At 45.1% G+C, this 24,560-nt stretch carries 19 protein-coding genes; 8 read left to right on the plus strand and 11 right to left on the minus strand.

Translation table 11 applies throughout. The features are described from left to right. Positions 1-17 precede the first annotated feature (17 nt). Positions 18-3,185 (minus strand): TonB-dependent receptor, encoded by a 3,168-nt coding sequence (locus OQY15_RS07800; protein WP_265789825.1) that lies wholly within the window; start codon positions 3,183-3,185, stop codon positions 18-20. A gap of 93 nt (positions 3,186-3,278) precedes the next feature. Beyond that, the gene (locus OQY15_RS07805) at positions 3,279-3,575 is read right to left on the minus strand and encodes a hypothetical protein (RefSeq protein ID WP_265789827.1); all 297 of its coding nucleotides are present in this window, start codon (positions 3,573-3,575) and stop codon (positions 3,279-3,281) included. Positions 3,576-3,782: 207 nt separating this feature from the next. Between OQY15_RS07805 and OQY15_RS07810 the strand changes: the two genes are divergently transcribed. Continuing rightward, positions 3,783-4,340 (plus strand): RNA polymerase sigma-70 factor, encoded by a 558-nt coding sequence (locus OQY15_RS07810; RefSeq protein WP_265789829.1) that lies wholly within the window; start codon positions 3,783-3,785, stop codon positions 4,338-4,340. Between the two features lie 64 nt (positions 4,341-4,404). On the opposite strand, the gene OQY15_RS07815 is transcribed toward OQY15_RS07810, so the two are convergent. From OQY15_RS07815 to OQY15_RS07830, 4 genes are all read right to left on the minus strand, one after another. Beyond that, positions 4,405-5,304, minus strand: a complete 900-nt coding sequence (locus OQY15_RS07815; protein WP_265789832.1) for a sugar phosphate nucleotidyltransferase — start codon at positions 5,302-5,304, stop codon at positions 4,405-4,407. Between the two features lie 35 nt (positions 5,305-5,339). After that, positions 5,340-6,455, minus strand: coding sequence for a M42 family metallopeptidase (locus tag OQY15_RS07820; RefSeq protein WP_265789834.1), 1,116 nt, complete (start codon positions 6,453-6,455; stop codon positions 5,340-5,342). Positions 6,456-6,523: 68 nt separating this feature from the next. Then, the gene (locus OQY15_RS07825; RefSeq protein WP_265789840.1) at positions 6,524-8,068 is read right to left on the minus strand and encodes an acyl-CoA carboxylase subunit beta; all 1,545 of its coding nucleotides are present in this window, start codon (positions 8,066-8,068) and stop codon (positions 6,524-6,526) included. Positions 8,069-8,094: 26 nt separating this feature from the next. Then, a complete protein-coding gene (locus OQY15_RS07830) occupies positions 8,095-9,318 on the minus strand; it encodes a porin (RefSeq protein WP_265789843.1) in 1,224 nt (407 codons plus the stop codon). 204 nt (positions 9,319-9,522) lie between these two features. On the opposite strand from OQY15_RS07830, the gene OQY15_RS07835 reads away from it, so the two are divergent. Further along, a complete protein-coding gene (locus tag OQY15_RS07835; RefSeq protein WP_265789845.1) occupies positions 9,523-11,127 on the plus strand; it encodes a SulP family inorganic anion transporter in 1,605 nt (534 codons plus the stop codon). 1 nt (position 11,128) lies between these two features. Here the strand turns inward: OQY15_RS07835 and OQY15_RS07840 are convergent, their stop codons facing one another. Together OQY15_RS07840 and pruA are read right to left on the minus strand one after the other, a co-directional pair. After that, positions 11,129-12,364, minus strand: coding sequence for an MFS transporter (locus tag OQY15_RS07840; protein WP_265789847.1), 1,236 nt, complete (start codon positions 12,362-12,364; stop codon positions 11,129-11,131). A 132-nt stretch (positions 12,365-12,496) separates the two neighbouring features. Beyond that, positions 12,497-14,125, minus strand: a complete 1,629-nt coding sequence (gene pruA / locus OQY15_RS07845; RefSeq protein WP_265789849.1) for an L-glutamate gamma-semialdehyde dehydrogenase — start codon at positions 14,123-14,125, stop codon at positions 12,497-12,499. A gap of 107 nt (positions 14,126-14,232) precedes the next feature. On the opposite strand from pruA, the gene lpxK reads away from it, so the two are divergent. The 3 genes from lpxK to OQY15_RS07860 are packed head-to-tail and all read left to right on the plus strand — an operon-like array spanning position 14,233 to position 18,099. After that, entirely contained in the window at positions 14,233-15,291 is a 1,059-nt protein-coding gene (lpxK, locus tag OQY15_RS07850; protein ID WP_265789851.1) for a tetraacyldisaccharide 4'-kinase, read from the plus strand. Then, positions 15,263-16,078: a purine-nucleoside phosphorylase gene (locus OQY15_RS07855; RefSeq protein WP_265789853.1), complete on the plus strand. Its 816-nt coding sequence runs from the start codon at positions 15,263-15,265 to the stop codon at positions 16,076-16,078. Before lpxK ends, OQY15_RS07855 begins: the two co-directional genes overlap by 29 nt. Next, complete coding sequence (locus tag OQY15_RS07860) at positions 16,078-18,099, plus strand: putative porin (protein WP_265789855.1); 2,022 nt, start codon at positions 16,078-16,080, stop codon at positions 18,097-18,099. The genes OQY15_RS07855 and OQY15_RS07860 overlap by 1 nt, the downstream gene beginning before the upstream one ends. On the opposite strand, the gene OQY15_RS07865 is transcribed toward OQY15_RS07860, so the two are convergent. After that, entirely contained in the window at positions 18,096-19,352 is a 1,257-nt protein-coding gene (locus tag OQY15_RS07865; RefSeq protein ID WP_265789857.1) for an asparagine synthetase B, read from the minus strand. The genes OQY15_RS07860 and OQY15_RS07865 overlap by 4 nt on opposite strands. Before the next feature lie 115 nt (positions 19,353-19,467). On the opposite strand from OQY15_RS07865, the gene OQY15_RS07870 reads away from it, so the two are divergent. Next, the gene (locus tag OQY15_RS07870) at positions 19,468-19,929 is read left to right on the plus strand and encodes a peptidylprolyl isomerase (protein ID WP_265789859.1); all 462 of its coding nucleotides are present in this window, start codon (positions 19,468-19,470) and stop codon (positions 19,927-19,929) included. A 3-nt stretch (positions 19,930-19,932) separates the two neighbouring features. Next, positions 19,933-20,472: a DUF5606 domain-containing protein gene (locus OQY15_RS07875; protein WP_265789861.1), complete on the plus strand. Its 540-nt coding sequence runs from the start codon at positions 19,933-19,935 to the stop codon at positions 20,470-20,472. A 52-nt stretch (positions 20,473-20,524) separates the two neighbouring features. On the opposite strand, the gene OQY15_RS07880 is transcribed toward OQY15_RS07875, so the two are convergent. Both OQY15_RS07880 and OQY15_RS07885 read right to left on the minus strand, forming a co-directional pair. Continuing rightward, a complete protein-coding gene (locus OQY15_RS07880) occupies positions 20,525-21,862 on the minus strand; it encodes a GH1 family beta-glucosidase (RefSeq protein WP_265789863.1) in 1,338 nt (445 codons plus the stop codon). 66 nt (positions 21,863-21,928) lie between these two features. Further along, the gene (locus OQY15_RS07885) at positions 21,929-23,758 is read right to left on the minus strand and encodes a DNA mismatch repair protein MutS (protein ID WP_265789865.1); all 1,830 of its coding nucleotides are present in this window, start codon (positions 23,756-23,758) and stop codon (positions 21,929-21,931) included. An 86-nt stretch (positions 23,759-23,844) separates the two neighbouring features. On the opposite strand from OQY15_RS07885, the gene rlmH reads away from it, so the two are divergent. Further along, positions 23,845-24,318 carry a 23S rRNA (pseudouridine(1915)-N(3))-methyltransferase RlmH gene (rlmH, locus tag OQY15_RS07890; protein WP_265789867.1) on the plus strand — a complete coding sequence of 158 codons (474 nt, stop codon included), beginning with the start codon at positions 23,845-23,847 and terminating at the stop codon, positions 24,316-24,318. Positions 24,319-24,560: the final 242 nt, after the last annotated feature.

The raw sequence follows: 24,560 nt of genomic DNA on the forward strand, positions 1-24,560 counted from the left end.
AGATTTAAATGAACAGGTTATAGGGTTACGTTAACACCGAGCAAGAATACTCTTGGTTTTGGATAATCAAAGAAGGTGATACCTTGTGCAAAGTTGTCCGCGTAAGTAGTTACCTCCGGATCATAGCCAGTATACTTGGTGATCAGGAAGAAGTTTTGCACAGAAGCATATACCCTGAGATTGTTCATTTTTAATTTTTTAGTTACTGCAGCAGGGAAGTTATAACCAAGGAGCAGATTTCTTCCACGGATGTAAGATCCGTCTTCAACCATGCGGCTGTCTACTGTGGTGCTGTATCCTGCTAATGAAGGCCTGTTTTCTGCGATCATTGTATTCTGATTGGTAGGTGTCCATCCGTTCAGTACAGTGGCGTAACTGTTGGCCTGTCCCGTACGGTCTTCAGCAGAGTGACGCGAGAGGTTCAGGATATCGTTACCATACGAGTATTGTAAATCAACTGTAAGGTCCAGGTTTTTGTATTTGAAAGTGTTGGAAAGCGTACCATAACCTGTCGGGATACCTTTTCCGATGACCACGCGGTCGGCATCATTGATTGCCCCGTCGCCATTTACGTCCCTGTGTTTAATGTCACCCGGTTTAGCATTAAATGTTGCAGCCTGCGCAGCTTCTGCTGTACCCCATGTACCTTCTCTGATCAGACCGAAGAATGATCCTACGGATTCTCCTACACGGATGATGTTGGTGTTGGACAGGAAGTAAGGATTAGGGAAGATATCATCGTTGGCATCACCCAGTGCTTTGATTTTACTGTCGTTGATGGCAATATTAAACGTTGTACTCCAGTTAAAGTCCTTCGACTGGATATTAGCTGAAGTAATCGAAAACTCAATACCCTTGTTTGTTAAGCTACCAATGTTTTTGTAAATGCTGGCATAACCACTTGAAGTAGGTACAGGAGCATTCAGCAACATATCTGTTGTTTTCTTGTAATAGAAATCACTTTCGATGGAGATACGGTTCTGGAATAATCCCAGTTCAAAACCTACGTCAAACTGACTTGTTTTTTCCCATTTAAGATCCGGGTTGGCCAGCGTGTTGATACCTATCCCTGAAGCACGCACACCTCCGATGATGGCAGTACTGTTCTCCAGGCTCGACAGCGAGCGGTATTGTCCGATTTCTGAGTTACCCGTCAGACCATAACTTGTACGTAATTTCAGGTTGGAGATCACGCGGCTGTTTTTCAGGAAATCCTCTTCAGAGGCGCGCCATGCAAATGCACCGGAAGGGAAATTACCATATTTGAAGTCGTTACCAAAACGTGAGGAACCATCGTAGCGGTTAGTAACCGTAAACATATACCTGTCTTTGATCGTGTAGTTGATACGGCCAAAGTAAGAGTTGAAAGTATATTTTTCGTAGGCTGATGTTGGTGCCAGCGGTACCGCTCCAACGCCCAGGTTATAGTATTTGTAGAAGTCGTCCGTAAAGCCCTGAGCTCCGGCCATATTTTCTTCCTGATCACTATGCTGCCAGCTGATACCCAATACCGCATCTAAGCGGTGATTCTCGTTGATCTGTTTGTTGTACGTGAAATAGTTTTCCGACTGCCAGTAATTGGTGCGGGTATTTGTAATGCGCGACTCACCCTGTACGTCGGCACTCTGTTGTCTCAGGAACCTTCCTGAATAGAAATCCTCAGTCTGGTTGATCACATTGACACCGAGTGTACTTTTGAACTGCAGGTCTTTCAGCAGTTTAACTTCTGCATAGACGTTCCCGATGGCACTTTGTGTTTTAAAGATATTTCTGCGGTTTTGCTGAAGGTTAACCGGGTTTTCACCACCTTCCATATCCGGGTAAGCGGCATTTGAGCCCCATGAGCCATCAGCAAACTTCAATGGAATGATCGGAAGCGTCTCTACCAGCATCCGTGTTACGTTCAATCCACCCTGACCACCATCAACCCTGTTGTCTTCAACACTGTTGAATGTTAAGGCTCCACCAACCTTCATCCATGGTTTAATCTGGCTGTCCATTACAAAACGTCCTGAATATCTTTTCAGGTTAGACTCCCTCAGGATACCGTTTTCATCGGCATAGTTTAGGAAGAGACCATAGGTACTTTCTGCATTACCACCTGTAAATGACAGATTCTGGTTCTGGCTGAAAGCCTGACGTGTCGCTTCTTTCTGCCAGTCTGTATCGTACCTTGCTTTTCCATTGGCATCATATAGTTCCGGCAGGCTTCTTCTGACCTCTGCAGGATTTCTGTATTTGCCACTTGCAAAGCCTACAGGATCATATTTTTCTGCATTGCGGTATGAAGCGTCCTGAACGGCATCAAACTCAGCTGAGTTGAGCACATCCAGCTTGCGGGCCATGGTGCTGATACTTACGTAGCTGTTGTAATTGATTTGTCCGCCCTGCTGACCGCGTTTAGTGGTGATCAAAATTACACCATTGGCACCACGGGCACCATAGATGGCAGTTGCCGATGCATCTTTCAGCACGTTCATTGATTCGATATCATTTGGATTCAGGTAACTGATCGGGCTGACATCCGTAACCCCATTACTCAGCACCACACCATCTACTACGTACAGCGGGTTATTGCTGGAGTTAACCGAGTTGGCACCCCTGATGACGATGTTGGTATTTCCACCCGGACGTCCTGAATTGGTAGAAACGTTTACCCCTGATACTTTACCTGAGAGCTGCTGCTCTACGTTGGTAGAAGGCCTTTGAGCCAGAGATTCAGCTTTTACGGCTACTACGGAACCTGTCAGATCTGACTTGCGGCTGGAGCCGTAACCTACCACAACTACTGAGTTGAGGGTCTTAGACTCACCTTTCATATCTACATTCAGTGTGGATTTACCAGCGAGGGCAACCTCCTGTGTAGTAAATCCGATACTCGTAAATACCAGGGTGATGTTCAGATCCGGTACGGCGAGGGCAAAATTACCGGAGGCATCAGTGGTGGTACCTCCCTGTGCGTTTTTGATTTTGACACTCACACCAGGCAGAGGTTGTCCTGTGTCATCTTTTACCTGTCCTTTAACCTGTTGCTGCTGGAGCTTCGAAGTTAAGATGATGTTTCCCTCATGCGATGTCATTGGATGCAGAGGATTGGCTGCCTGTACCTGGAACAAGGTACTGAAGATAAAGAGGAATGTTAGTCCTGCAAGTCTTCGCAGTCTGGAACTTTTGAAGCATCTCATTTGAATGCTATGGTAGCGATCATTCATAATTACTTGTGTTAGATAAATTGTTTTAGTTGTTTGTTATAGGCTATTTGTCGAGTTTATTTGCATTTAATTGAGCGGCTGTTGCAGCGTATGCAGTGCTGCAGTAAAAAAGATTACTGCCGCTGCTGTAAGCCAGTTTTTTGATTGGTTTTTTTTGGAAAGGAGCTGCGAATGCCGGCTCTGGTGTAATTTCTCCCGGATACGGTTATAGATTTCATCCGCTGTAGAAGTCGGATCTGTCCACATATCATCTGATAGTTTCAGATCATCTGTATAAGAGAATAAAAGCTCGTGTTCTGTTTCAGAACATAATCCTGCTAAGTGTTTTTCGTATAGATTGAGGAATTCTTCCCTGCTTATCATGAAGGTTTATATTATGGTTACAATGCTTAAGTGTAGAAATTACAGGAGCACACACATACATTTATAAAATTTTTATTTTCTTTTTAATCTGGCATATCCCTCTGTCAGAGCCTGAAAAGCCCTCCAATTTCCTCAGAGATAAAAAAAACGCATGGAAATATAAACCTTTGACTCTTTTGAGCGTTATTAAGGTACTATTAACCAAATATGTTTCAAACACAAATCAGTGACCATGAGTTATGGTCCTCTATCCGAAAGGACGATGAAGCAGCTTTTAATGAGCTCTTCAAAAGATATTGGATACCGTTGTATAAGACAGCATATCAATATCTGAAGGACAAAGAGAGCAGCGAAGAAGTTGTGCACGATGTATTCCTGAATATATGGGGCAGGCGTGGCGATTTATATATCCTAACATTTTCCGGTTATATGCTTACCGCGATCAGGTATCAGATCTACAACAGGATGCGTGCTGCAAAGCTGCCATTGGTCTATACCGATGATAGTATGGTGCTCTATCATGCTTCGGAAAATAATCTTGGCGAGCATAAAATTGAACAACAGGAATTGCAACAAGAGATTTTTGGTTTTCTGGGGAACCTTCCCAAACGTTGTCAGGAGATATTTTGCATGAGCAGGATGGAACAGCTTTCCAATCAGGAGATCGCGCTGCGACTGGGGATATCAAAAAGGACTGTTGAGAATCAAATTACTGCAGCCCTTAAATATTTGCGCGATAGCTTAAAGCATTTAGCATGTGTTTAAACGAGCTTAAATAAAAACAGGAGACCTATCTGGCCTCCTGTTGAATACGATGTTTAGCGCCAGGTTAAGCCCAAAGATTTTCTGGATAAGCACCTTCTTTGATGAGCTCATCTATACTTTCTTTCACCACTGGTTTGTCCTCTTTATAAGTGACACCAAACCATTTGCTGTCAGTAGGCACAACCTTGAAGTCTGCTTTTTCTGAATTCAGCAAAGTTTCTACAATGATAGGAATGAAGAATTCGGATTTAGGGTCTTCCTGATGTGTCAGCGCAAATTCCCTGAACAGTTCCTCTGCCAGTTTAAATACCTCGGGCGTAAAGCCCCAGAAGTTCATAGAAACTCGCGTTTCCAGCGGTAAAGGATATTGCTTACCCTCTTCTTCATACACTATCGCTTCCCCTTCGCGCAATACTTTAGTTCTTTCAATGATCTCTTCGAGATAGCCATCATGGCTAACCTTACATACTCCGCGGGATACAGAGCCGAAGTCCGACAAAGTTTTGGCGATCTCGTACCCGATCATCGAATAGTTGCTGCCGGTCACCTCTTCAGTAAGGAAACTTACCATTTTCTGAAAAGAGTCCAGTCCGTAGAAGTCATCGGCATTGATCACACAGAAAGGCTCATTAATCACATGTCTGGCAGCAAGAATAGCATGCCCCGTTCCCCATGGCTTGGCTCTTTCTATTTCTACATCAAGTCCATACTGCTTCAGATCGAAATTCTGGAACACATACGCTGTTTCAATTTTGCCCTTTAGTTTAGGGTCGAACAGCGCTCTGAAGTTATCTTCAAACTCTTCTTTGATAATGAATACTACCTTGCCAAAGCCGGCTTTGATGGCATCGTAAATTGAATATTCGATGATTGTTTCCTCGTTGGGTCCGAAGCCATCAATTTGTTTCATACTGCCATAGCGACTTGCCATGCCAGCAGCGAGAATTAATAAAGTAGGTTTCATTTTTAATTTGGTTAATCTAAGGCTCAGATGTAATCTTATTTGTTGTATTTAAAATCGTGGTCTTTTTTGATATTCAGCAGGGAGTGATAGATCAGGCTGATCACATTGTCTACATCTTCTTTATGAATCATCTCAACCGTAGTGTGCATGTAGCGCAGCGGCAGAGAGATCAGTGCTGAAGGAACACCGCCGTTGGAATAAGCGAAAGCATCAGTATCAGTTCCTGTAGAACGTGAAGATGCCTGGCGCTGGAATGGGATATTGTTTTTCTGCGCTGTTTCTATCAGTAATTTATTCAGGTTGGTTTGTACTGCAGGTGCATAAGATACCACCGGACCGCGACCGCAGGCCAGGTCACCCTGAGTGATCTTGTTGATCATCGGTGTAGAAGTATCATGCGTTACATCTGTGATGATGGCCACATCAGGTTTAATCCTGTGTGCAATCATTTCAGCACCTCTCAAACCTATTTCTTCCTGTACGGAGTTTACAATGTACAGTCCGAATGGAAGTTTTTGCATGTTCTCCTTTAACAGACGCGCTACTTCAGCGATCATGAACCCTCCGGCACGGTTGTCCAGTGCGCGGCCAACATAATAGCGGTCGTTAAGCACCATAAACTCATCTTCGTAAGTGATCACACAGCCCACGTGTACGCCTAATGCTTCCACTTCATCTTTGCTGGTACATCCGCAATCCAGGAAGATATTTTTTAATGCAGGAGCTTCTTCTTTTTCTCCGGCACCGCGGGTATGAATTGCCGGCCATCCGAAAACTGCCTTTACCAATCCTTTTTCAGTATGGATGTTTACTCTTTTCGAAGGAGCGATCTGGTGATCTGAACCCCCATTTCTGATCACATAGATCAGGCCATCACTGGTGATATAGTTTACAAACCAGGAGATTTCATCGGCATGAGCCTCAATCACTACCTTATATTCTGCTTTTGGATTGATTACGCCAACTGCTGTGCCGTAGTTATCAATAAAGCTATCATCGATATACGGTTTAAGGTAATCCAGCCAAAGTTTCTGGCCAGGATATTCAAAGCCCGTAGGGGATGGGTTATTTATATATTCTTCAAAAAATTCTAATGATTTCTTATTTACGACAGATACGTGTTTCTGCTGGTCATCTTTCTTTTTAGCCATCTTTATATATTTATAAAAAAAACAAATATATAAAGATGGCCCTAAGCATCACAACATGTTTGCTTTATTTACAAAGGAATGTTGCCGTGTTTCTTGCGGGGATTATTTACAACTTTGTTTTCGAGCATCCTGAATGCCTTAATCAGCTTTACCCGTGTTTCTGATGGTCTAATTACTTCATCCACAAAGCCACGCTCTGCAGCTCTGTAGGGATTGGCGAAGATACCCGCGTAGAGTTGCTCTTTTTCCAGCAGTTTTTCTGCAGGATTGGCAGCAGTGCTGATTTCCTTTTTAAAGATAATCTCTGCAGCACCCTTAGCGCCCATCACAGCAATTTCTGCCGAAGGCCAGGCGTAGTTCATATCTGCACCGATATGTTTGGAGTTCATCACATCATAGGCGCCACCATAGGCTTTTCTGAGGATTACGGTGATCCGTGGAACAGTAGCTTCACTAAAGGCGTACAGCAATTTTGCCCCATTGGTGATGATACCCTGCCATTCCTGATCCGTTCCCGGCAGGAAACCCGGAACATCCTCCAGCACCAGCAGCGGGATATTAAAGCAGTCGCAGAAACGCACAAAGCGCGCAGCTTTAGTAGAAGCATTGATGTCCAGCACCCCTGCCAGGTAGGCAGGCTGGTTGGCCACAATGCCGATGCTGCGGCCGGCCAGGCGTGCAAAGCCAACTACAATATTTTCTGCATAATCTTTATGTACCTCCAGGAAACTGTCCTCATCACCCAGCTGTTCGATCACAGTCCTCACGTCATAAGGCTGGTTAGCGTTTTCAGGGATCACCTGGTCCAGCAGCGGTCTGTTTTCATCCTGACTGGAGTCGTAGGCCAAAGCTGCAGGTCTTTCTTCGCAGTTCTGGGGCATGAAACTCAGTAAGCGTTTCACATGGTTGATGGCTTCCAGCTCATTGGCACAGGCGAAATGTGTGACACCAGATTTTGTAGCATGCGTAAATGCCCCGCCAAGTTCTTCGGAGCTTACTTCCTCATGGGTGACGGTTTTCACCACACTTGGGCCCGTTACAAACATGTACGAAGTATGCTCCACCATCAGGATAAAATCTGTGATGGCTGGCGAATAAACTGCTCCTCCGGCACATGGTCCCATGATGGCCGACAACTGCGGGATTACCCCTGACGCCTGCACATTCCTGTAAAAGATATCAGCGTAGCCACCCAGCGATACCACACCTTCCTGGATGCGTGCACCACCACTGTCATTCAGACCGATCAGGGGCGCTCCGTTCTGGAGAGCAAGATCCATGATCTTACAGATCTTTTCTGCGTGGGTTTCGGAAAGTGATCCGCCGAAAACAGTAAAGTCCTGTGAGAAAACATATACCAGTCGACCGTTGATATTTCCATACCCCGTAACCACACCATCCCCCGGATATTTTTCCGTTTCCATACCAAAATCGGTACTCCGGTGAGTCACCAGCATGCCTATCTCTTCAAAAGAACCCTCATCCAGCAGGAAGTGGATTCTTTCCCTGGCGGTCAATTTACCTTTGCTGTGCTGGCTTTCTATCCTTGCGGCGCCACCACCCAAATGGGCTTCTTTTATTTTGTCCTGTAGTAATGAGATTTTATTATCCATAGGAATAGTTTGTATAAATGTATCAATTACCAGCGATATTGTAGACGCAAAGTAAATACATCATCCCTGATGTCATTCCGGTAGTCAGCCAGTTGTGTAGGTGAATTGATTACCCTCTCGTTATAGGCAGTTACTTTTACCCGTGTGTTAAAGAGGTAGGTAAGGCCATAGCCGAGGGTGCTGAATTTGATATCACCTGCCGAGGTATTGTTATCAGTACCAATCTCACTATCATCAACTTTGTTATTGGGATCATAGACATCATAACCCACTATGGCATTTAACTTCGTTTTAGCGATCTGCTGCGTAAAGAGGATATAATATCCGGTGAAATCCCGAAGATAGAGGTCTGTTGCAGGTTGTTCAGTAAAACTCTGGCTTGCTACAGGGCCTGTCACCGAGGTTGAAGCAGCTACGCCGGGCTGGGTACCCGTAATATATTCGGCTTTTAATGTCGTGTTGCCCGCGCGGTGGCGGTATTCCATCTGTATGTTTCCACCGTAATAATTTCTTTTGAGATTTGCACCTTCATTTAGCGTACTGGTATTTTTGATAAAACCATTGGCACCTGGTGTGAAGAAGCTTTCAGTGTCATTCCTGACTGAACCTTTGTAGATCGAAGCCCCAAAGTCGACCAGCAGCTTTTTGTTGGCCAGACTATCAAATTTGAAGATCAGGTTTCCTACGATATCCTTTTTAGAGTCATAATCCCTGGCATACAAACCACTTCCATTGATGAGCGCCAGTTCTGCAGTGATAAACTTCAGCGGTTGATAACTTACCATAGCCCCAATATCACGTTCTCTCGGCATCAGCGTCTGAAACACCCTGGCGCGCTCCGGGAAGTCACGGTAACCTGAAGAGTAAACGATAGAATAACCGAAGGGCCTGTTAAAAAGCCCTGCTGTTAAACGCAGTTCGTTGTGATCAGGCTGCTGCAGCTGAATAAAGGCATCCATCAGGTTTACGCCATTCTGGGTAGCATCCAGCTGAAATACTATACTTGAATATTTATCCACCCGGTCGATCTTTAACCTGCCCCTGCGGATCATAAACCTGTTGTCAGAGTTTTCATCAAAATTGCCACCTGAAAATGAAGAGATACCCGGGGACTGCGCCTTTTGAAACTGCGTCTGCAGATAGCCGGTGATCTTGATATCATGAGGATCATACGATGAGGGCGCATTGTTACTTTGACTAAAAGATATTGCGGGAATAAATAAAAGTAAGAGAAAATAAGCTTTTTTCATCGGTTTGTTTAGATTGCAAAAGTACATTTATTGTCAGGTAATTGTTACGCGATACTGAAAAATTATTGTTAGAACACTTAGATTTAAGCGCCAAAAGACCCATTTATAACATGATGCAATAATTTCTCAGGACAATAGAATCGCAGGTGCGGGATTTGCAAGAGATCGGGGAAATAGATTTGGTTTTGAATAAATCATCATGTTATGGAGAGCAGAACATTTGTCTTTCAGAAATGGGATGTAAAAAAGTACATCTCGAAGAAGAATCTGAAGCGCGACTTACCGTCGAGTTTAGTCGTTTTTTTCGTCGCCCTGCCACTGTGTCTGGGCATTGCGCTGGCTTCCGGCGCTCCACTCTTTGCGGGCGTGCTTACCGGCGTAATAGCCGGCATTGTCGTGGGATCCCTGAGCGGCTCACAGCTGAGCGTAAGCGGGCCGGCAGCGGGGCTGACCGTGATCGTACTTGGGGCTATCACACAACTCGAAAAGTATCCTGTTTTCCTGCTGGCGGTAGTCCTGGCGGGATGCCTGCAAATTATCCTCGGACTGATCAAGGCCGGTACGATCGGTAACTACTTTCCTTCAAGTGTCATTGAGGGCATGCTGGCTGCCATCGGACTGATCCTGATCCTGAAACAGCTTCCCCATGCTCTGGGGATAGACCTGGATTTCCTGGATGAGAGTGTCTTCAGGAATGACCACCGTGGAGCGTACGCCGCCCTGGGAGAAGCTTTCAGCCAGTTTAACCCTGCAGCACTGATCATCAGTACACTCTCTATCGCCATATTGGTCTATGGTACAAGGGTAAGAATGCCCAGCGGTATACCTGCACCGCTGATTGTAGTGGTGACAGGCGTAGTTTTAGGGTTAATGTTAAATCAGACGGCATATGCGCTACGGGCAGAGCAGATGGTCAAGATTCCCGTAGTGAAAGGTTGGGAGGGCTTCCTCGGACTGTTCATCCATCCTGATTTTAGCGCCATTAACAGCAGGGAGATGTGGACCGTCGCTGCAACTATCGCTATAGTTGCCAGCCTGGAAACACTGCTCAGCCTGGAGGCCATTGATAAGATCGATCCGATCAAAAGAGTATCTCCCACCAACCGCGAGCTCCTTGCACAGGGTATCGGGAATATCTGCAGCGGAATGCTGGGAGGTTTACCCATGACCTCCGTGATCGTGCGCAGCTCAGCAAACGTTAACTCCGGGGCAAGGACAAAGATGTCGGCGATCTTCCACGGCTGCTGGTTATTGGTTGCCCTGCTGTTTATCCCCGCACTGATCAACAAGATCCCGCTTTCCTGCCTGGCTGCAATCCTGCTTGTAACAGGGTACAGGCTGACCAGGATCAGTCTCTTCAGGCAGATGTTTGCCAAAGGCTGGGATCAGTTTGTGCCCTTCGTGGTCACCATTGTCGCCATACTGCTGACAGATCTTCTAAAAGGCGTAGCCATAGGTATGGTGTTATCTATCTTTTACCTGCTCAGGATCAATATGCGCAACCCCTTTTTTTACAGGATACAGGAAGAGGGTAACAAAAAGAACCTCAGGATTAAACTGGCAGAAGAGGTTTCATTTCTCAACAAAGCAGCAATACAGGTCGTACTTAACAATATTCCAAAGGAAACCAATGTCATCATCGATGGCAGTAACTCCCGCTATATAGACCCCGATGTGCTGGAAACGATTTTCAACTTCCAGCGCCATGCTTACACCAAAGGAATTCTGGTGACCCTTGAGAATATCAAAAAGTATTACTTTGTGCCCAGGTTAACCGATCAGATTATACAGGATATCAACAAAAAATGATTTACTCCTCGCTGTAATCGAGATCCTTTGAAAAAGTTTCTTCCATCTGGCTCAGTGCCAGGAAGGCAACTGCCAGCACCAGGACAGATACAATGATCCCTGCAGTGATAATGGACCCGTTAAAGATGCCACGCAGATATTGCAGCAGCAGCGAGATCGGGACCAGTGCACCCCTTACAAAATTGGTGGCAGTAGTAGTTACGGTAGCGCGGATATTGGTGCCAAATTGTTCAGCAGCGATCGTAATGAACATCGCCCAGTAGCCGGCGGTAAAGCCGAGGAAAAGACAAACACCGTAAAAGGCGGGCAGGCTGAGATCCCGCAGGATAAAGAAGGTACTGATTGAGATGATAGCGATGACAAGATAGATGCAGACCACTTTGATCCTGCTTTTTAGATACTGGCTGAGCAGTGCACTGAAAAGGTCGCTGAGCATCGATGCCCCGTAACAACAGGCGACGGCCACACCGGCATTCACTGTGCCCTGCACGCCAAGTGCTTTGCCGAACTCAGGGGAGAGGGTGATCAGGATACCTGCAATCAGCCATATTGGCAAACCTATGACAATGCAGCGCAGGTATTTTAAAAAGGTTTTTCTGTTCTTAAACAGCTGGAAAAAATTTCCCCTGACTACGTTTTCCTTCCTGGCGATGTGATACATAAACGATTCTGAAACACCGATCCTCAGTACAAGAAGGATCAGTCCCAGTCCCCCGCCAACAAAAAAGGAAGTTCTCCAGTCAAAGAAGTTCGCCGTATAAAATGCAACGATAGCTCCCGAGATCCCAACTCCTGCAACCATGCTTGTAGCATAGCCGCGTTTTTCTTTAGGCATCAGCTCTGCTACCAGTGTAATACCCGCACCAAGCTCCCCGGCAAGGCCAAATCCCGCAATAAAACGCCAGAAGGCATAACTTTCTACAGAATGAACAAATCCATTGGCGATATTGGCCAGGGAATACAAACATATAGTGCCGAACAGAACGGTCAGGCGTCCTTTTTTATCCCCTAAAATTCCCCAGAACAATCCACCGAGCATGAGGCCGGTCATCTGTATGTTCAGTAAAAAAATTCCGGAGGAGGTCACTTCCTGGGGACTGAGCCCTAAAGATCTGAGGCTGGGCACACGCACAATACTAAAAAGCAGCAGATCATAGATATCTACAAAATATCCCAGTGAAGCTACGATGATGGCAGCAATGGGAAGTGTAGATTTGATATTGGATTGTACTTCCATGATGTTTTTCCTGCAAATGTGCGGTAAAATGCTTCCGCCTGAAATCCCCATTAACGGGTAGAGCACTAATTTGCTAAAAATTTGGACATAAAAAAAGGATGCCCTTATGGAGCATCCTTTTTATCATTCCGGTTATCCTAAAAACGGATAGCGGTAATCTTTTGGCGGATCAAATGATTCCTTGATTGTACGCGGAGATACCCAGCGCAGCAGGTTGATCATTGAACCGGCCTTATCATTTGTACCTGAGCCTCTGGCACCACCAAAAGGCTGCTGGCCAACAACGGCACCTGTACATTTATCATTGATATAGAAGTTTCCGGCAGAATTACGCAGCGCGATGGTTGCCTGTTCTATCGCATAACGGTCCTGTGAAATTACAGCACCTGTTAAAGCATAGATAGATGTAGTATCAATTACTTCTAAAATCTGCTCAAACTGATCGTCTTCATAAACAAAGATTGTCAGTACAGGGCCGAACAACTCTTCGCACATCGTCGTATACTTTGGATCATCTACCACTAAAACTGTAGGTTCGATAAAGTAACCTTTAGATTTATCGTAGTTTCCACCGGCAATGATTTCTACCGCTGCATCGGCTTTTGCCTGATCAATATATTTAGATAGTTTATCAAATGAGCGCTCATCGATCACCGCATTGATAAAATTACCGAAATCCTCTGTGCCGCCCATTTTGAAGGTAGCCAGATCACGAAGCATCAGTTCTTTAATTGCCGGCCACAGGCTTTTGGCAATATAAACCCTTGATGCTGCAGAACATTTCTGTCCCTGGTATTCAAAAGCACCGCGTAAAATTGCTGTGCTTGATACTTCAGCATCTGCAGAACCGTGAACAAGGATAAAATCCTTACCACCAGTTTCGCCCACGATGCGTGGATAGGTTTTGTATTTATGGATATTGGTACCGATAGTTCTCCAGATGTTCTGGAATACTGCCGTAGAGCCTGTAAAGTGGATACCTGCAAAATCAGGACTGTTGAAAATTACCTCTCCAACTTCAGGTCCGTCGGCATAGATCAGGTTGATTACACCATCAGGTAATCCTGCTTCGCGGAAGATCTCCATCAGTAAGTTAGCGGCATAAATTTGCGTGTCAGCAGGTTTCCAAACTACCACATTTCCCATCAGCGCTGCTGAAGTAGGAAGGTTTGCTGCGATAGCCGTGAAGTTGAATGGCGTAAGTGCAAATACAAACCCTTCAAGCGGGCGTTGTTCTACTCTGTTCCACACCCCTTTTGGAGAAACCGGAGGTTGTTGCTGATAAATTTCAGACATATAGCTCACGTTGAAACGTAAGAAGTCTACCAGTTCGCAAACGGCATCAATTTCTGCCTGGTAAGCATTTTTTGATTGTCCGAGCATCGTTGCTGCATTCAGCTTATAACGGTAAGGACCGGAAATCAGATCAGCAATCTTCAGGAAGATCGATGCCCTCTGTTCCCAGGCCAGGTTTTCCCATTGTGCTTTTGCTGCAAGAGATGCATCAATGGCCTGCTGAACATGTGTTTTGTTACCTATACTGTATTTTGCTAGAATGTGCTGGTGATCGTGCGGTGGGGTAACTTTTCCTTTTGTATCCGTATAAACAGGTTTTCCCCCGATATACATAGGGATATCACCTTCTTTTGAACGCGCCTCAGTTAAAGCTGCGGCTAGTAATTCGCGTTCTTTAGTTCCTGGTGCATAACCAAAGATTGGTTCATTGACCGGTATTGGTACATTAAAAAATCCTTTGAGCATGGTATAAATTTATTATTTTCTGCAAAGGTAGGGTTTCTATTTGCTTATAGCTAATTTTAGTAGCGTAGCCCCATTGCTTAAATAATTCTTATTTTTGAAGCCATAGCATGATAAAATATCTCCGGTTACTATTGCTGCCCTTTTCTTTGTTGTACGGTATCGTAGTTATACTGCGCAATATGCTGTACGACCGGGGTCTTCTGCGATCCAGAAAGTTTGATATCCCCGTCATCTGTGTAGGCAACCTCGTGCTGGGCGGTTCAGGGAAAAGCCCCGTGACAGAATACCTCGTGAACCTGCTGGGAGAGTATAAAATTGCCATCCTGAGCCGCGGTTATGGCCGCGAAACCAAGGGGTTTTTATATGCTGATGAAAATGCAACGGCACGGTCAGTAGGAGATGAGCCGCTGCAGTTCTACCATAAATTTCCGGGGATTACGGTAGCTGTTTGCGAAGATCGCGTACTGGGTATAGAGAAATTGAAAGGCGAACATGACCTGGTTATCCTGGACGATGCTTTTCAGCACAGACGTGTTAAACCGGGATTGAGTATCCTGCTTTTCGAATACCAGAAGTTGCTGCAGCCACAGTTTGTTTTGCCTGCAGGGAATATGAGGGAACCCTTTTGGGGATACCGACGGGCAGATCTGTTATTAGTGACCAAGGCCCCGGCAACCCTGAGCGATGAGCAGAAAGCCAGCTGTGCGGAAAAATTCGGTTCAGGGGCCTCAGGAAAAATATACTTCTCTGCTATAAATTATGGGAACCTGACCGGGCTTTTCAGCAAGGCAGAACTGGAAGCTCAGGCTCTTGCAGGAAAAACCGTTTTCCTCCTGACGGGAATTGCCAATCCAAAACCTTTGCTGGATGAACTCAGGCGGTATACACCAGCTATCATACACCATGATTATCCTGACCACCACTCGTACAGCTTACAGAATATAGCGAAGCTGGCAGAGGCATTTTCAGAGCATCCTGCAAAAGAAAAGATCATCATCACAACAGAAAAGGATGCCCAACGTTTATTTGATGTTACATTCAAAGAATTACTGTTAAATTTGCCCGTATTTTACTTGCCTATTAAGGTAATTATTGAAGAAAACCATACCCAGGCCTTTAATCAAAAGATTTTAAAATATGTTTCAGACACTGCGCGAAACCGTTGAATATATAAAGAGAAAAAATGATAGTTTCCAGCCGGAAATAGGAATAGTACTGGGCACAGGACTCGGCGGTTTGGTGAATGAAATAGAGGTTGAGTTTAGCCTGATGTATTCAAATATCCCGAACTTCCCCATCTCCACACTTGAATTTCATTCCGGAAAGCTGATTTTTGGAACTTTAAAAGGTAAGAAGGTAGTGGCCATGCAGGGCAGGCTTCATTATTATGAAGGTTATTCCATGCAGCAGATCACTTTCCCCATCAGGGTTATGAAGGCCCTGGGCATACAGTACCTGTTTGTATCCAATGCGGCAGGCTCGCTGAACTCCGACTTCAAAAAGGGCGACCTGATGGTGATCAACGACCATATCAACCTGCAGCCGGAAAGTCCGCTACGCGGGAGTAACGACCCTGACATGGGCCCGAGGTTCCCGGATATGAGTCAGCCTTATCATAAGGAACTGATCAAAAAAGCACTGGACATCGCTGCGGAAGAAGGAATCACCTGCCATCAGGGGGTTTATGTATCTGTAACAGGCCCTAACCTGGAAACTAAGGCAGAATACAAATACCTGCGCATAATCGGCGGCGATGCTGTTGGGATGAGTACCGTACCCGAAGTGATTGTTGCCAATCATATGAGTATTCCTGTTTTCGCTATTTCTGTATTAACTGACGAGGGCTTCCCGGAGGAACTGCAGCCCGTAAGTTTAGAGGAGATCATAGAAACGGCCAGGATTGCGGAACCAAGAATGACCCAAATTTTAAGCCAGCTAATTTCTCAGTTATAATGTTCAAAACAATTGTTTTATTTTTCTTCATCTGCCTCGCCTTTGGTGTACAGCAGGTTATTGCCCAGGATCTGAAGACCACAGTGAATGAAAATAAGGAATTGGACTCTTTGAGAAATAAACTGGAGAACAGCAAAGACTCGGTAGTCTTTACCTCCAGGTTTGTCCGCTACACCACATTAAAACTGACGAAAGACAGTATCCAGACTTTAGCCCTTGATACCAGTTTGAGGGGCATGCAGAACTTTAGTCCCATTGTACAGCCCAGACGACCAACGGTCAATACCGGAAACATCGGGCTGGCAGCACAGTCTTTATTTTACGAACCTTCCAAAAGAATTGGTTTTGATGCGGGCTTTCATTCGCTCGACTGGTACGCAAAGGGCCATGACGATATCATGTATTATCAGGCGCGCACGCCTTTCTCCAACTTGTATTATGCAGGTCAGTACAGTGGCGACGTAGAGCAGATCTTCAGGGTGCTGCACTCTCAGAACATCAAAAAGAACTGGAATATTGGGGCCAGCTATAACAGGATCGGTGCCAACGGATCTTATGCCCGTCAGCGTGGGGATGTGCTCAACGGAACAATATTCACCTGGTATACCTCACCAAGCAAGCGCTATACCTTGTTTGCAAATGCGATTTTCAATACGCTGAAAGCTTACGAAAATGGTTCGATTACAAACGATACCCTTTTTAACAGCGGTGCTACTATAGACAGGGCGGCACAGCAGAACAGACTGGAAGGTGCCCGCCAGATTTATCGTAAAAATACCTTCCTGATCAAGCAGTCTTATTTCGTAGGCCGCATTGATAGCATCGACCAGGAGATTACCAAAAAGGTATTGCCTACCAACAAGATAACGCATAGTCTGAGGTACGACAAAGATTCCTATGCTTTTCAAAAGACAGCCTATGGTTCTGCAGAAAATACCGTTCTGCCGGCAGGAGAGAACGACCTGTCATTTACCAATGACAGTACTTCGGTACAACATATCCAAAACGAATTTATATACAGCTTCTTCCTGAGAGGCAAATCACAGTCGATCATCAAAAATGAGCTGAAGCTCGATGCAGGGATCAGGCATGATTTTTACAACTACAAACAGGTAGTCGGGCGTATTGATAAAACCAACTTTTATGAACACACCAAAGCTTTTCAGAATATTACGCTGCTGGGATCTGCAGGCTACAGGTTCAGTAACCGCGTAGATCTCAACTTTGATGTGCAGCAGATCTTCCAGGGTCGTCAGGCCGGGGATTTCCTGTATGAGGCTAAAAGTAATGTGCTCGTGAGCAATAATGTGGGCAGGATTGTTTTGGGCGCGTATCTGCAGAACCAGTCGCCCGCAGAGATTTACGACAGGTATTACGGAAACCATTACAACTGGCTCAACAATTTCGACCGCACTAAAACGGCAAACTTCTCCTTCAAATATATCAATGACCAGCTGAGGCTGGATGCAGGGGCAGAATATACCCGTATCAATGGATATCTGTACTTCACACAACCGAGGACGGATGGCGTGATCACAGATTCTACTGCAGTTGCGCCGGCACAAGAGGGCGGAGCCATCAACCTCCTGAAGATCACCCTGGGCAAAAAAGTAACCTTCGGTAATTTTAACCTGGATAGCTACATCGTTTACCAGAAGACCAGCAACCAGACCGTTATGCCAACGCCGGAGTTTTACACCTTCAACAGTTTTTATCTCGACCAGACGGTATTTAAAGTACTCAAGACCAACTTTGGAGTGGATGTGCGCTACAATACCAAGTACGCCAATTATGCATATAACCCCGCGATCAGCCAGTTTTATATTGGCAGGGGTGTAAAGTTCCAGACGGTGCCGGTAGTGGATTTCTGGATCAGGGCCAGCTTGAGGAAAGCTAATATCTTCTTAAAGTACGAGTATGCCAACCAGGGTATAGGCTCACAGGGATACTATACGGTATACAGATATCCTATGCCCGACAAAATGTTCAAGATCGGGGTAAACTGGAATTTCTACGATTAAGTTTTCTGCGGTTTTTTCTTCGCTGCGGGAAACAGCACATTGTTTAAGATCAGGCGGTAGCCCGCTGAGTTAGGATGCAGGTTTAAATCTGTAGGCGGATCGCCCACTGCGTGCTGATAATCCTCCGGGTCATGTCCTCCGTAAAAGGTAAATTGCCCCTTGCCAATCTCCCCATGCAGGTAGCGTACTTCTGATGCTCCCTTATTTTCGCCGAGAACAGTGATGCTGGGTTTCAGCAGCTGTTTTCTGAAAGCTGTAGTTTGTCCCATAAAGCCCTTGATTACACGTGTGTGGTTCTGGCTGAGCATCGTAGGTACCAGGTCAGACTTGGCAGAGAACTCAAACAGGGTAAAGTAGTCATTCTGCTGGGTTAAGGTACGCGTTTGCGTAACATCCACATCCGAGAACTCATAGCTGCCGGGATTCTGGTCCAGCCTGAAATCCTTAAAGGCGAAGGTCCTGTCGAAGTTCAATTTCGACTGTGCATGAGGATCTTCAGCATCCCCGTCGTACATGCTGGCGCAGATATCCAGCCCTTCAGCACTGAGCGCAATATCAAAGCTGTCAGTAGCGGAGCACATTGCAAACAGAAAACCACCGCCTATACAGAACTCCTTCATCCTTTTCACTACCGCAAGTTTCATTTGGGAAACCTTGGCAAAGCCATTTCTTTTCGCTGTGGCCTCCTGCGTTCTTACATCTTCCTTATACCAGGTGGCATTTCTGAAGTTGCTCCAGAAACGGCCATACTGACCGGTAAAGTCCTCATGGTGCAGGTGGAGCCAATCGTACCCGTTCAGTTTATCCTTTAACACTTCGTCGTCATACACGATATCGTAGGGGATCTCCGCATAGGTCAGCACCATCGTTACAGCATCATCCCATGGTAATTTGCTTTTTGGCGAGTACACGGCAATTTTGGGTGCTTTCTCCAGTTTCACCATTTCCATATTGACACCGGGATCACTGATTTCATTCAGAATGGCCGTGACTTTACCGTCAGCCAGCACCGTATAGGATACCCCGCGTGCTTTACACTCATCTTCCACAGCCTTATCATAGCGGATCATGAAGCTGCCTCCCCTGTAGTTGAGCAGCCAGCTTACCTCAGCATTTTGTTTGATACTCCAATAGGCAATTCCATAGGCTTTCAGGTGGTTTTTTTGATCCTCATCCATGCTGATCAGGATTGAGGAGGCTTTTAATGCCAGGGTAAATACTAACAATATGAGGGTGAGGAAGCTTCGTTTCATTGATGTACGCAAAGATATATGATGAGCAAGAGGAATACCCTCAGGCATTCAATTACGAATTTAGTTCATCTAGTCGTTACAATTTACTAAATTTGTCAGTTAGAAAAAAAAGAACATGAGCAAAGCGATAATAAAAACTGAAAAAGGCGACATGACTGTCGAGTTTTATGACAATGATGCACCTAATACTGTTGCAAATTTCAAGAAATTAGCTGGTGAAGGATTCTATGATGGTATCTCTTTTCACCGTGTGATCCCTAACTTCATGGTTCAGGGCGGATGTCCTAACTCTAAAGATCCTGCTAAAGCACATTTAGCTGGTACAGGTGGTCCGGGTTATAAAATTGATTGCGAATTGTCTGGCGAAAACCAGTACCATGACCGTGGTGTATTATCTATGGCTCACGCCGGAAGAAACACTGGCGGATCACAATTCTTTATTTGCCACAGCAGAGCAAACACTGCTCACCTGGACAGAAACCATACTGTTTTCGGTAAAGTGATTGAAAATGTTGACATTGTTGATGATATCAGACAAGGAGACAGAATTTTAAGTATTGAAGTGTTAGCAGATTAAGATATGAATTTAAGAGGAATTGTAGCCATATCCGGCAGACCAGGTTTATTTAAACTTGTTGGACAAAATAAGGCAGGGTATGTACTGGAGGGCTTAGATGCTCAAAAAGTTAAAATCGTAGCTAATATCTCTACCACTAAACTGGCTTCACTGGAAGACATTACCATTTATGGTGAAGATGATGACCTGAAACTGGTTGATGTTCTGGCAAATCTTGCAGCGATCAATGGAGATGTTCCTGATGCAAAGGCTGATGCCGCTACATTAAAGAAGTTATTCCTTGAGGTTGCCCCTGCACATGATCAGGAAAAGGTATACACTTCAGACATGAAGAAAATCGTTACCTGGTTCCATTTGTTAAAGGAACTTCCTTTGTTTACTGAAGAAACTCCGGGAGCAGAAGTTGCTGCTGAAGGTGCCAAAGTAGAGGAAAAAGTAGAAAAGAAAGTTAAGGCGGCGCCGAAACCTTCAAATGCCAAAGCTCCGAGCAAAACTGCTCAGCCAGCGAAAAAGGTAAATATGACCAGTAAAAAAGGCGTTTAGCCTCTGAATGGTTTGAAGAAGCCGGATGAGTAATCATCCGGCTTCTTTGTGTCTATTTTTTCAGAAAGTCCTGCCACCAGTAGCCGGACGACTTAATGGTGCGTTTCTGTGTTTTAAAATCATTGTGGACAAGTCCGAACCTGGCATTGTAACCTTCTGCCCATTCAAAGTTGTCCATCAGGGTCCACGCCATATAACCTGTGATGTTCATGCCGTCCTGCTTAGCCCTCAGCAATGCCGCAAGGTAAAGTTGAAAATATTCTATCCGGTCCTGATCATCTACTTTTCCATCCACCAGTTTATCATGATATGCCGCTCCGCCTTCAGTAACCATCAGGCTTTTTACTTTTGGATAGGACGCAAACTGTTTAATGATATTATAGAAGCTGTCTGCATTTACCTCCCATCCCATAGCTGTATGTGGTTTCTTTCTGCTTTTAGCTTTTACCTCCCAGGCCTGCAGGGTAGGGATAAATGCATTATACTTAATGGTTAGCGGGAAGTAGTTTTGGATACCGATATAATCAAAGTCGAACGTTAACCGTTCCGTATGCCGCCATGTAGAGTGTGATATAGAGAATTTTTCCATTACCTCCCATTCTTCACCCGGATATCCCATTCCAAGGGCGGGCTCAATAAAAAGCCTGTTCATGAGGCAATCTACACGGGAGGCTGCCAGGATATCACTTTCACTCTGGGTATAGGGCACAATCTCTGCGCAGGAGTAGGTGGTGCCGATATTTGCACCGGATACTTCGGCCCTGAGGATCCTTCCTCCGTCGGCCTGCGCAATGGCAGTATGGTGTACGGCAGAAAAGAAGTTGGTGAGTCCTGTCTTTCCGGGGGCATGTACCCCCAGCATATAACCCAGAGAGGTAAACCCAAATGGCTCATTGAGTACCATCCAGTTTTTAACTTTATCGCCGTAAGTTTTTGCACAGAGAGAAACAAATGCATTGAATGCCGTATTGATGCCAAAGGCTGTCCATCCGCCTTCCTGCTCCAGCGCTTCCGGCAGATCCCAGTGGTACAGGGTAATATAGGGTACAAGTCCCTGCTCCAGGCATTCATCAATCACATTGTGATAAAACCTGATCCCTTCCTCGTTAACCAGTCCCTCTCCATCTGGCAGAATCCGGGGCCAGGAGATGGAAAACCTGAACACCGAAAAGCCCAGTAGCTTTACCAGCGCAATATCCTCGTTGTAACGGTGATAGAAGTCGCATGCCATGGCCAGGTGATGCCCCTTTTTGATCTTGCCGGAACGTTTGGAAAAGGTATCCCAGATGGAAGGCCCTTTACCATACATGTCTGAGGCTCCTTCTATTTGTGCGGCAGCCGTTGCCAGTCCCCAGGAAAAATCATTACCGAAATCGGATGCTTTGATCATATGTTCATGATATAGATGCCAATATGAGCATTTAGTGTTAACTTCCTGTTAACGACTGCATATAACTCAATTCAATTCTTCAGGATTAAAACTCAGTCCTATTTCTTTTAATAACAATGCAGCATTAAATGTTTTGCAGGCACCATATTTCAACTGGTAATCGAATTTCATTTCACCATGGGAGAGTTGTATATCAAAATGATAGTTTCTCAGTTCATCGGGATGGCTGTCTGTCATTTCTGACAGCTGGAGATCATGTGTAGCAAACAAAGTGGGCGTATGTTCTTTCATCATCTGCTGGATGAAGACTTTGGAGCCGAGATATTTGTCTTTACTGTTTGTGCCCCTGAGCATCTCATCAATCAGTACCAATGGGTGCTGTAATTTTTTTACGCCTTCAAGGATCATCTTCAGACGGTTTAATTCTGCCTTGAAGGTAGAAGTCTGATCATTGAGCGAGTCTTTGATCCGCATGTAAGTGAGTATCTCAAATACCGAGGTTTTCATGGATGCTGCACATACCGGGGCGCCGGTAAAGGCTAATACCATATTGATCCCCACGGTACGCAGAAAGGTACTTTTACCTGCCATGTTGGAGCCCGTAACGATATCTACCGTCGGCAATTTCCCAAACTCATAATGGTTCACAACCCTCTTCTCCTCCCTGATCAGGGGATGGCCCAAAGCCCTGGCTTCAAAATGGAACTCATCTGAAAAGATAGGGTTCTGCCATTCAGGTTCGTTATGTGCGAGTGTAGCAAAGGAGATCAGCTCTTCAAAGCGGCTGATGGTCTGCAGGGCCGAGATCAGTCTGATGCCCCATGCTGCATACCATTTTCCCATGGATACCGACTGCCGGAGGCTCCATAACAATAAACCATTGAGGATAGGTCCCAGAATCATGCTGTTCGATGCGTCAAAAGCATTCACGATACCAGACAAGGTTTTAATCTGTTTACTCAATTGCTGGTTCCCGGAATCACCTGTAAAAAACTTTTGGATATAGCTGCTTTTCCATTGTACTTCTTCAGTCCATTTCACCGAACCTGATACCGCTCCCAGCAGGATTGCACCACCGCTGAAGGCTCCGCTGAGTGCCAGAAGTTTTTTTGCGTAATAGGCAGTAAAGCACCAGTTGAAAAGAATGTACAAGCTGAGGAAAGACCAGGCGACACCGCCGAAGATAGCTCCTACAATTAAAAACGCCAAAGAGATAAATGGTACTGCTGCAGTGTAGGCCTTTAATGCAGCGCTTTCCGTAAACTTTACATCCTCAGCCATATCATGACTCATCCTGTATTTAATCAGCTCCAGCTGCTGCGGCTGATGATTTTGGAGTCCTGCCCTGAAATGGAAAGTCTTCATGATGTTTTCCCGCAGTTCCCGGATGGCCTCCTGGCGTTCCGGAAGATCATTTGTGTGTACCGGGCTACCGAGGCTGGCAGCTAACAATTGCATTCCCTCTACAGTGTTGGAACGATTTAACAAGGCATACAAAGAGGAGGGACCGTAAATATCTAGGTCTGAGCTGTATGGATGAGATTCATCGGCGAAGATGCTGCCATCATCATATTTCTGTTTGCCGGTTATGATCAGATCGACTTCATTCTGGTATACAAAAAGAAGCTTCTCTGTATAATTGAGCTGATCCTGTACTTTTACCTGCCGTTTGAGCAAGGCCATAAATCCGATCAGGGGTATCACAGCCAGGATTCCCATGCTCCAGTGATAGCCATAACTAATGATAATGGCGACCAGCAGGATCTCTATCAGGAACATGCCCAGACGGGAATAAGATATTTGATTGAGGGTTTTCTTTAAGGCACTGACGGCCGAAGCCTGAATTTCTACGTTATTTTGATAGTCCTTTAAAATACTATCTTTCGATTTTACCATATCTTTGAAGCTGTGCTGTTCAATGCCGGGTCAGCTGAGATCGCTAAACCATAGCTGCAGCACAAATATATACAAATGAACCTAGCATGAAAATTACTTTACTGGTGGTCGGGAAGACTGAAGATAAATACCTTATTGAAGGTATAGAAAAGTATCTCAACCGGCTTAAACATTATATCGGTTTTAATATCCTGATCATTCCTGATATCAAAAACACAAAGAACCTGACCGAAGCCCAGCAGAAGACGAAAGAGGCTGAGCTGATCCTGAAGCAGATCAGTAACCTGGATACCGTGATCCTGATGGATGAGAAAGGGAAGAAATACAGTTCTGTACAATTTTCTGAGTATCTAAACAAACAGATGATCGGAAGTGTTCAGCAACTGACCTTTGTCATTGGCGGTCCTTACGGTTTTGACGAGAGCGTTTACAAAAGAGCCAATGGAAGTATCTCCCTGTCAGATATGACCTTCTCTCACCAGATGGTACGTTTGTTCTTTGTAGAGCAGTTGTACCGTGCTTTCAGCATCTTAAAAGGAGAACCTTATCACCATCAATAGGTCCACATTTATGGAATATTGTATTTTATGCATCATACTATCAGAAAGGAACACATATGGAATCACCAGGTTTAAAAAAAAGAGCATATAAATTCAGGAGCAAAAGACCGGGGGAAAGGTGGAGCATGACCATAGCGATTGTGATCTCCATTATTGCATTTCTACTCATCTGGTTTTATTTGTAAAGCGTAGCATAGCTCAATAAAATGCAGGCAAAAAAAAAGCTCCCGTATCATACGGGA

The sequence above is a fragment of the Pedobacter sp. MC2016-15 genome, from assembly GCF_026239695.1.
GTDB lineage: Bacteria > Bacteroidota > Bacteroidia > Sphingobacteriales > Sphingobacteriaceae > Pedobacter.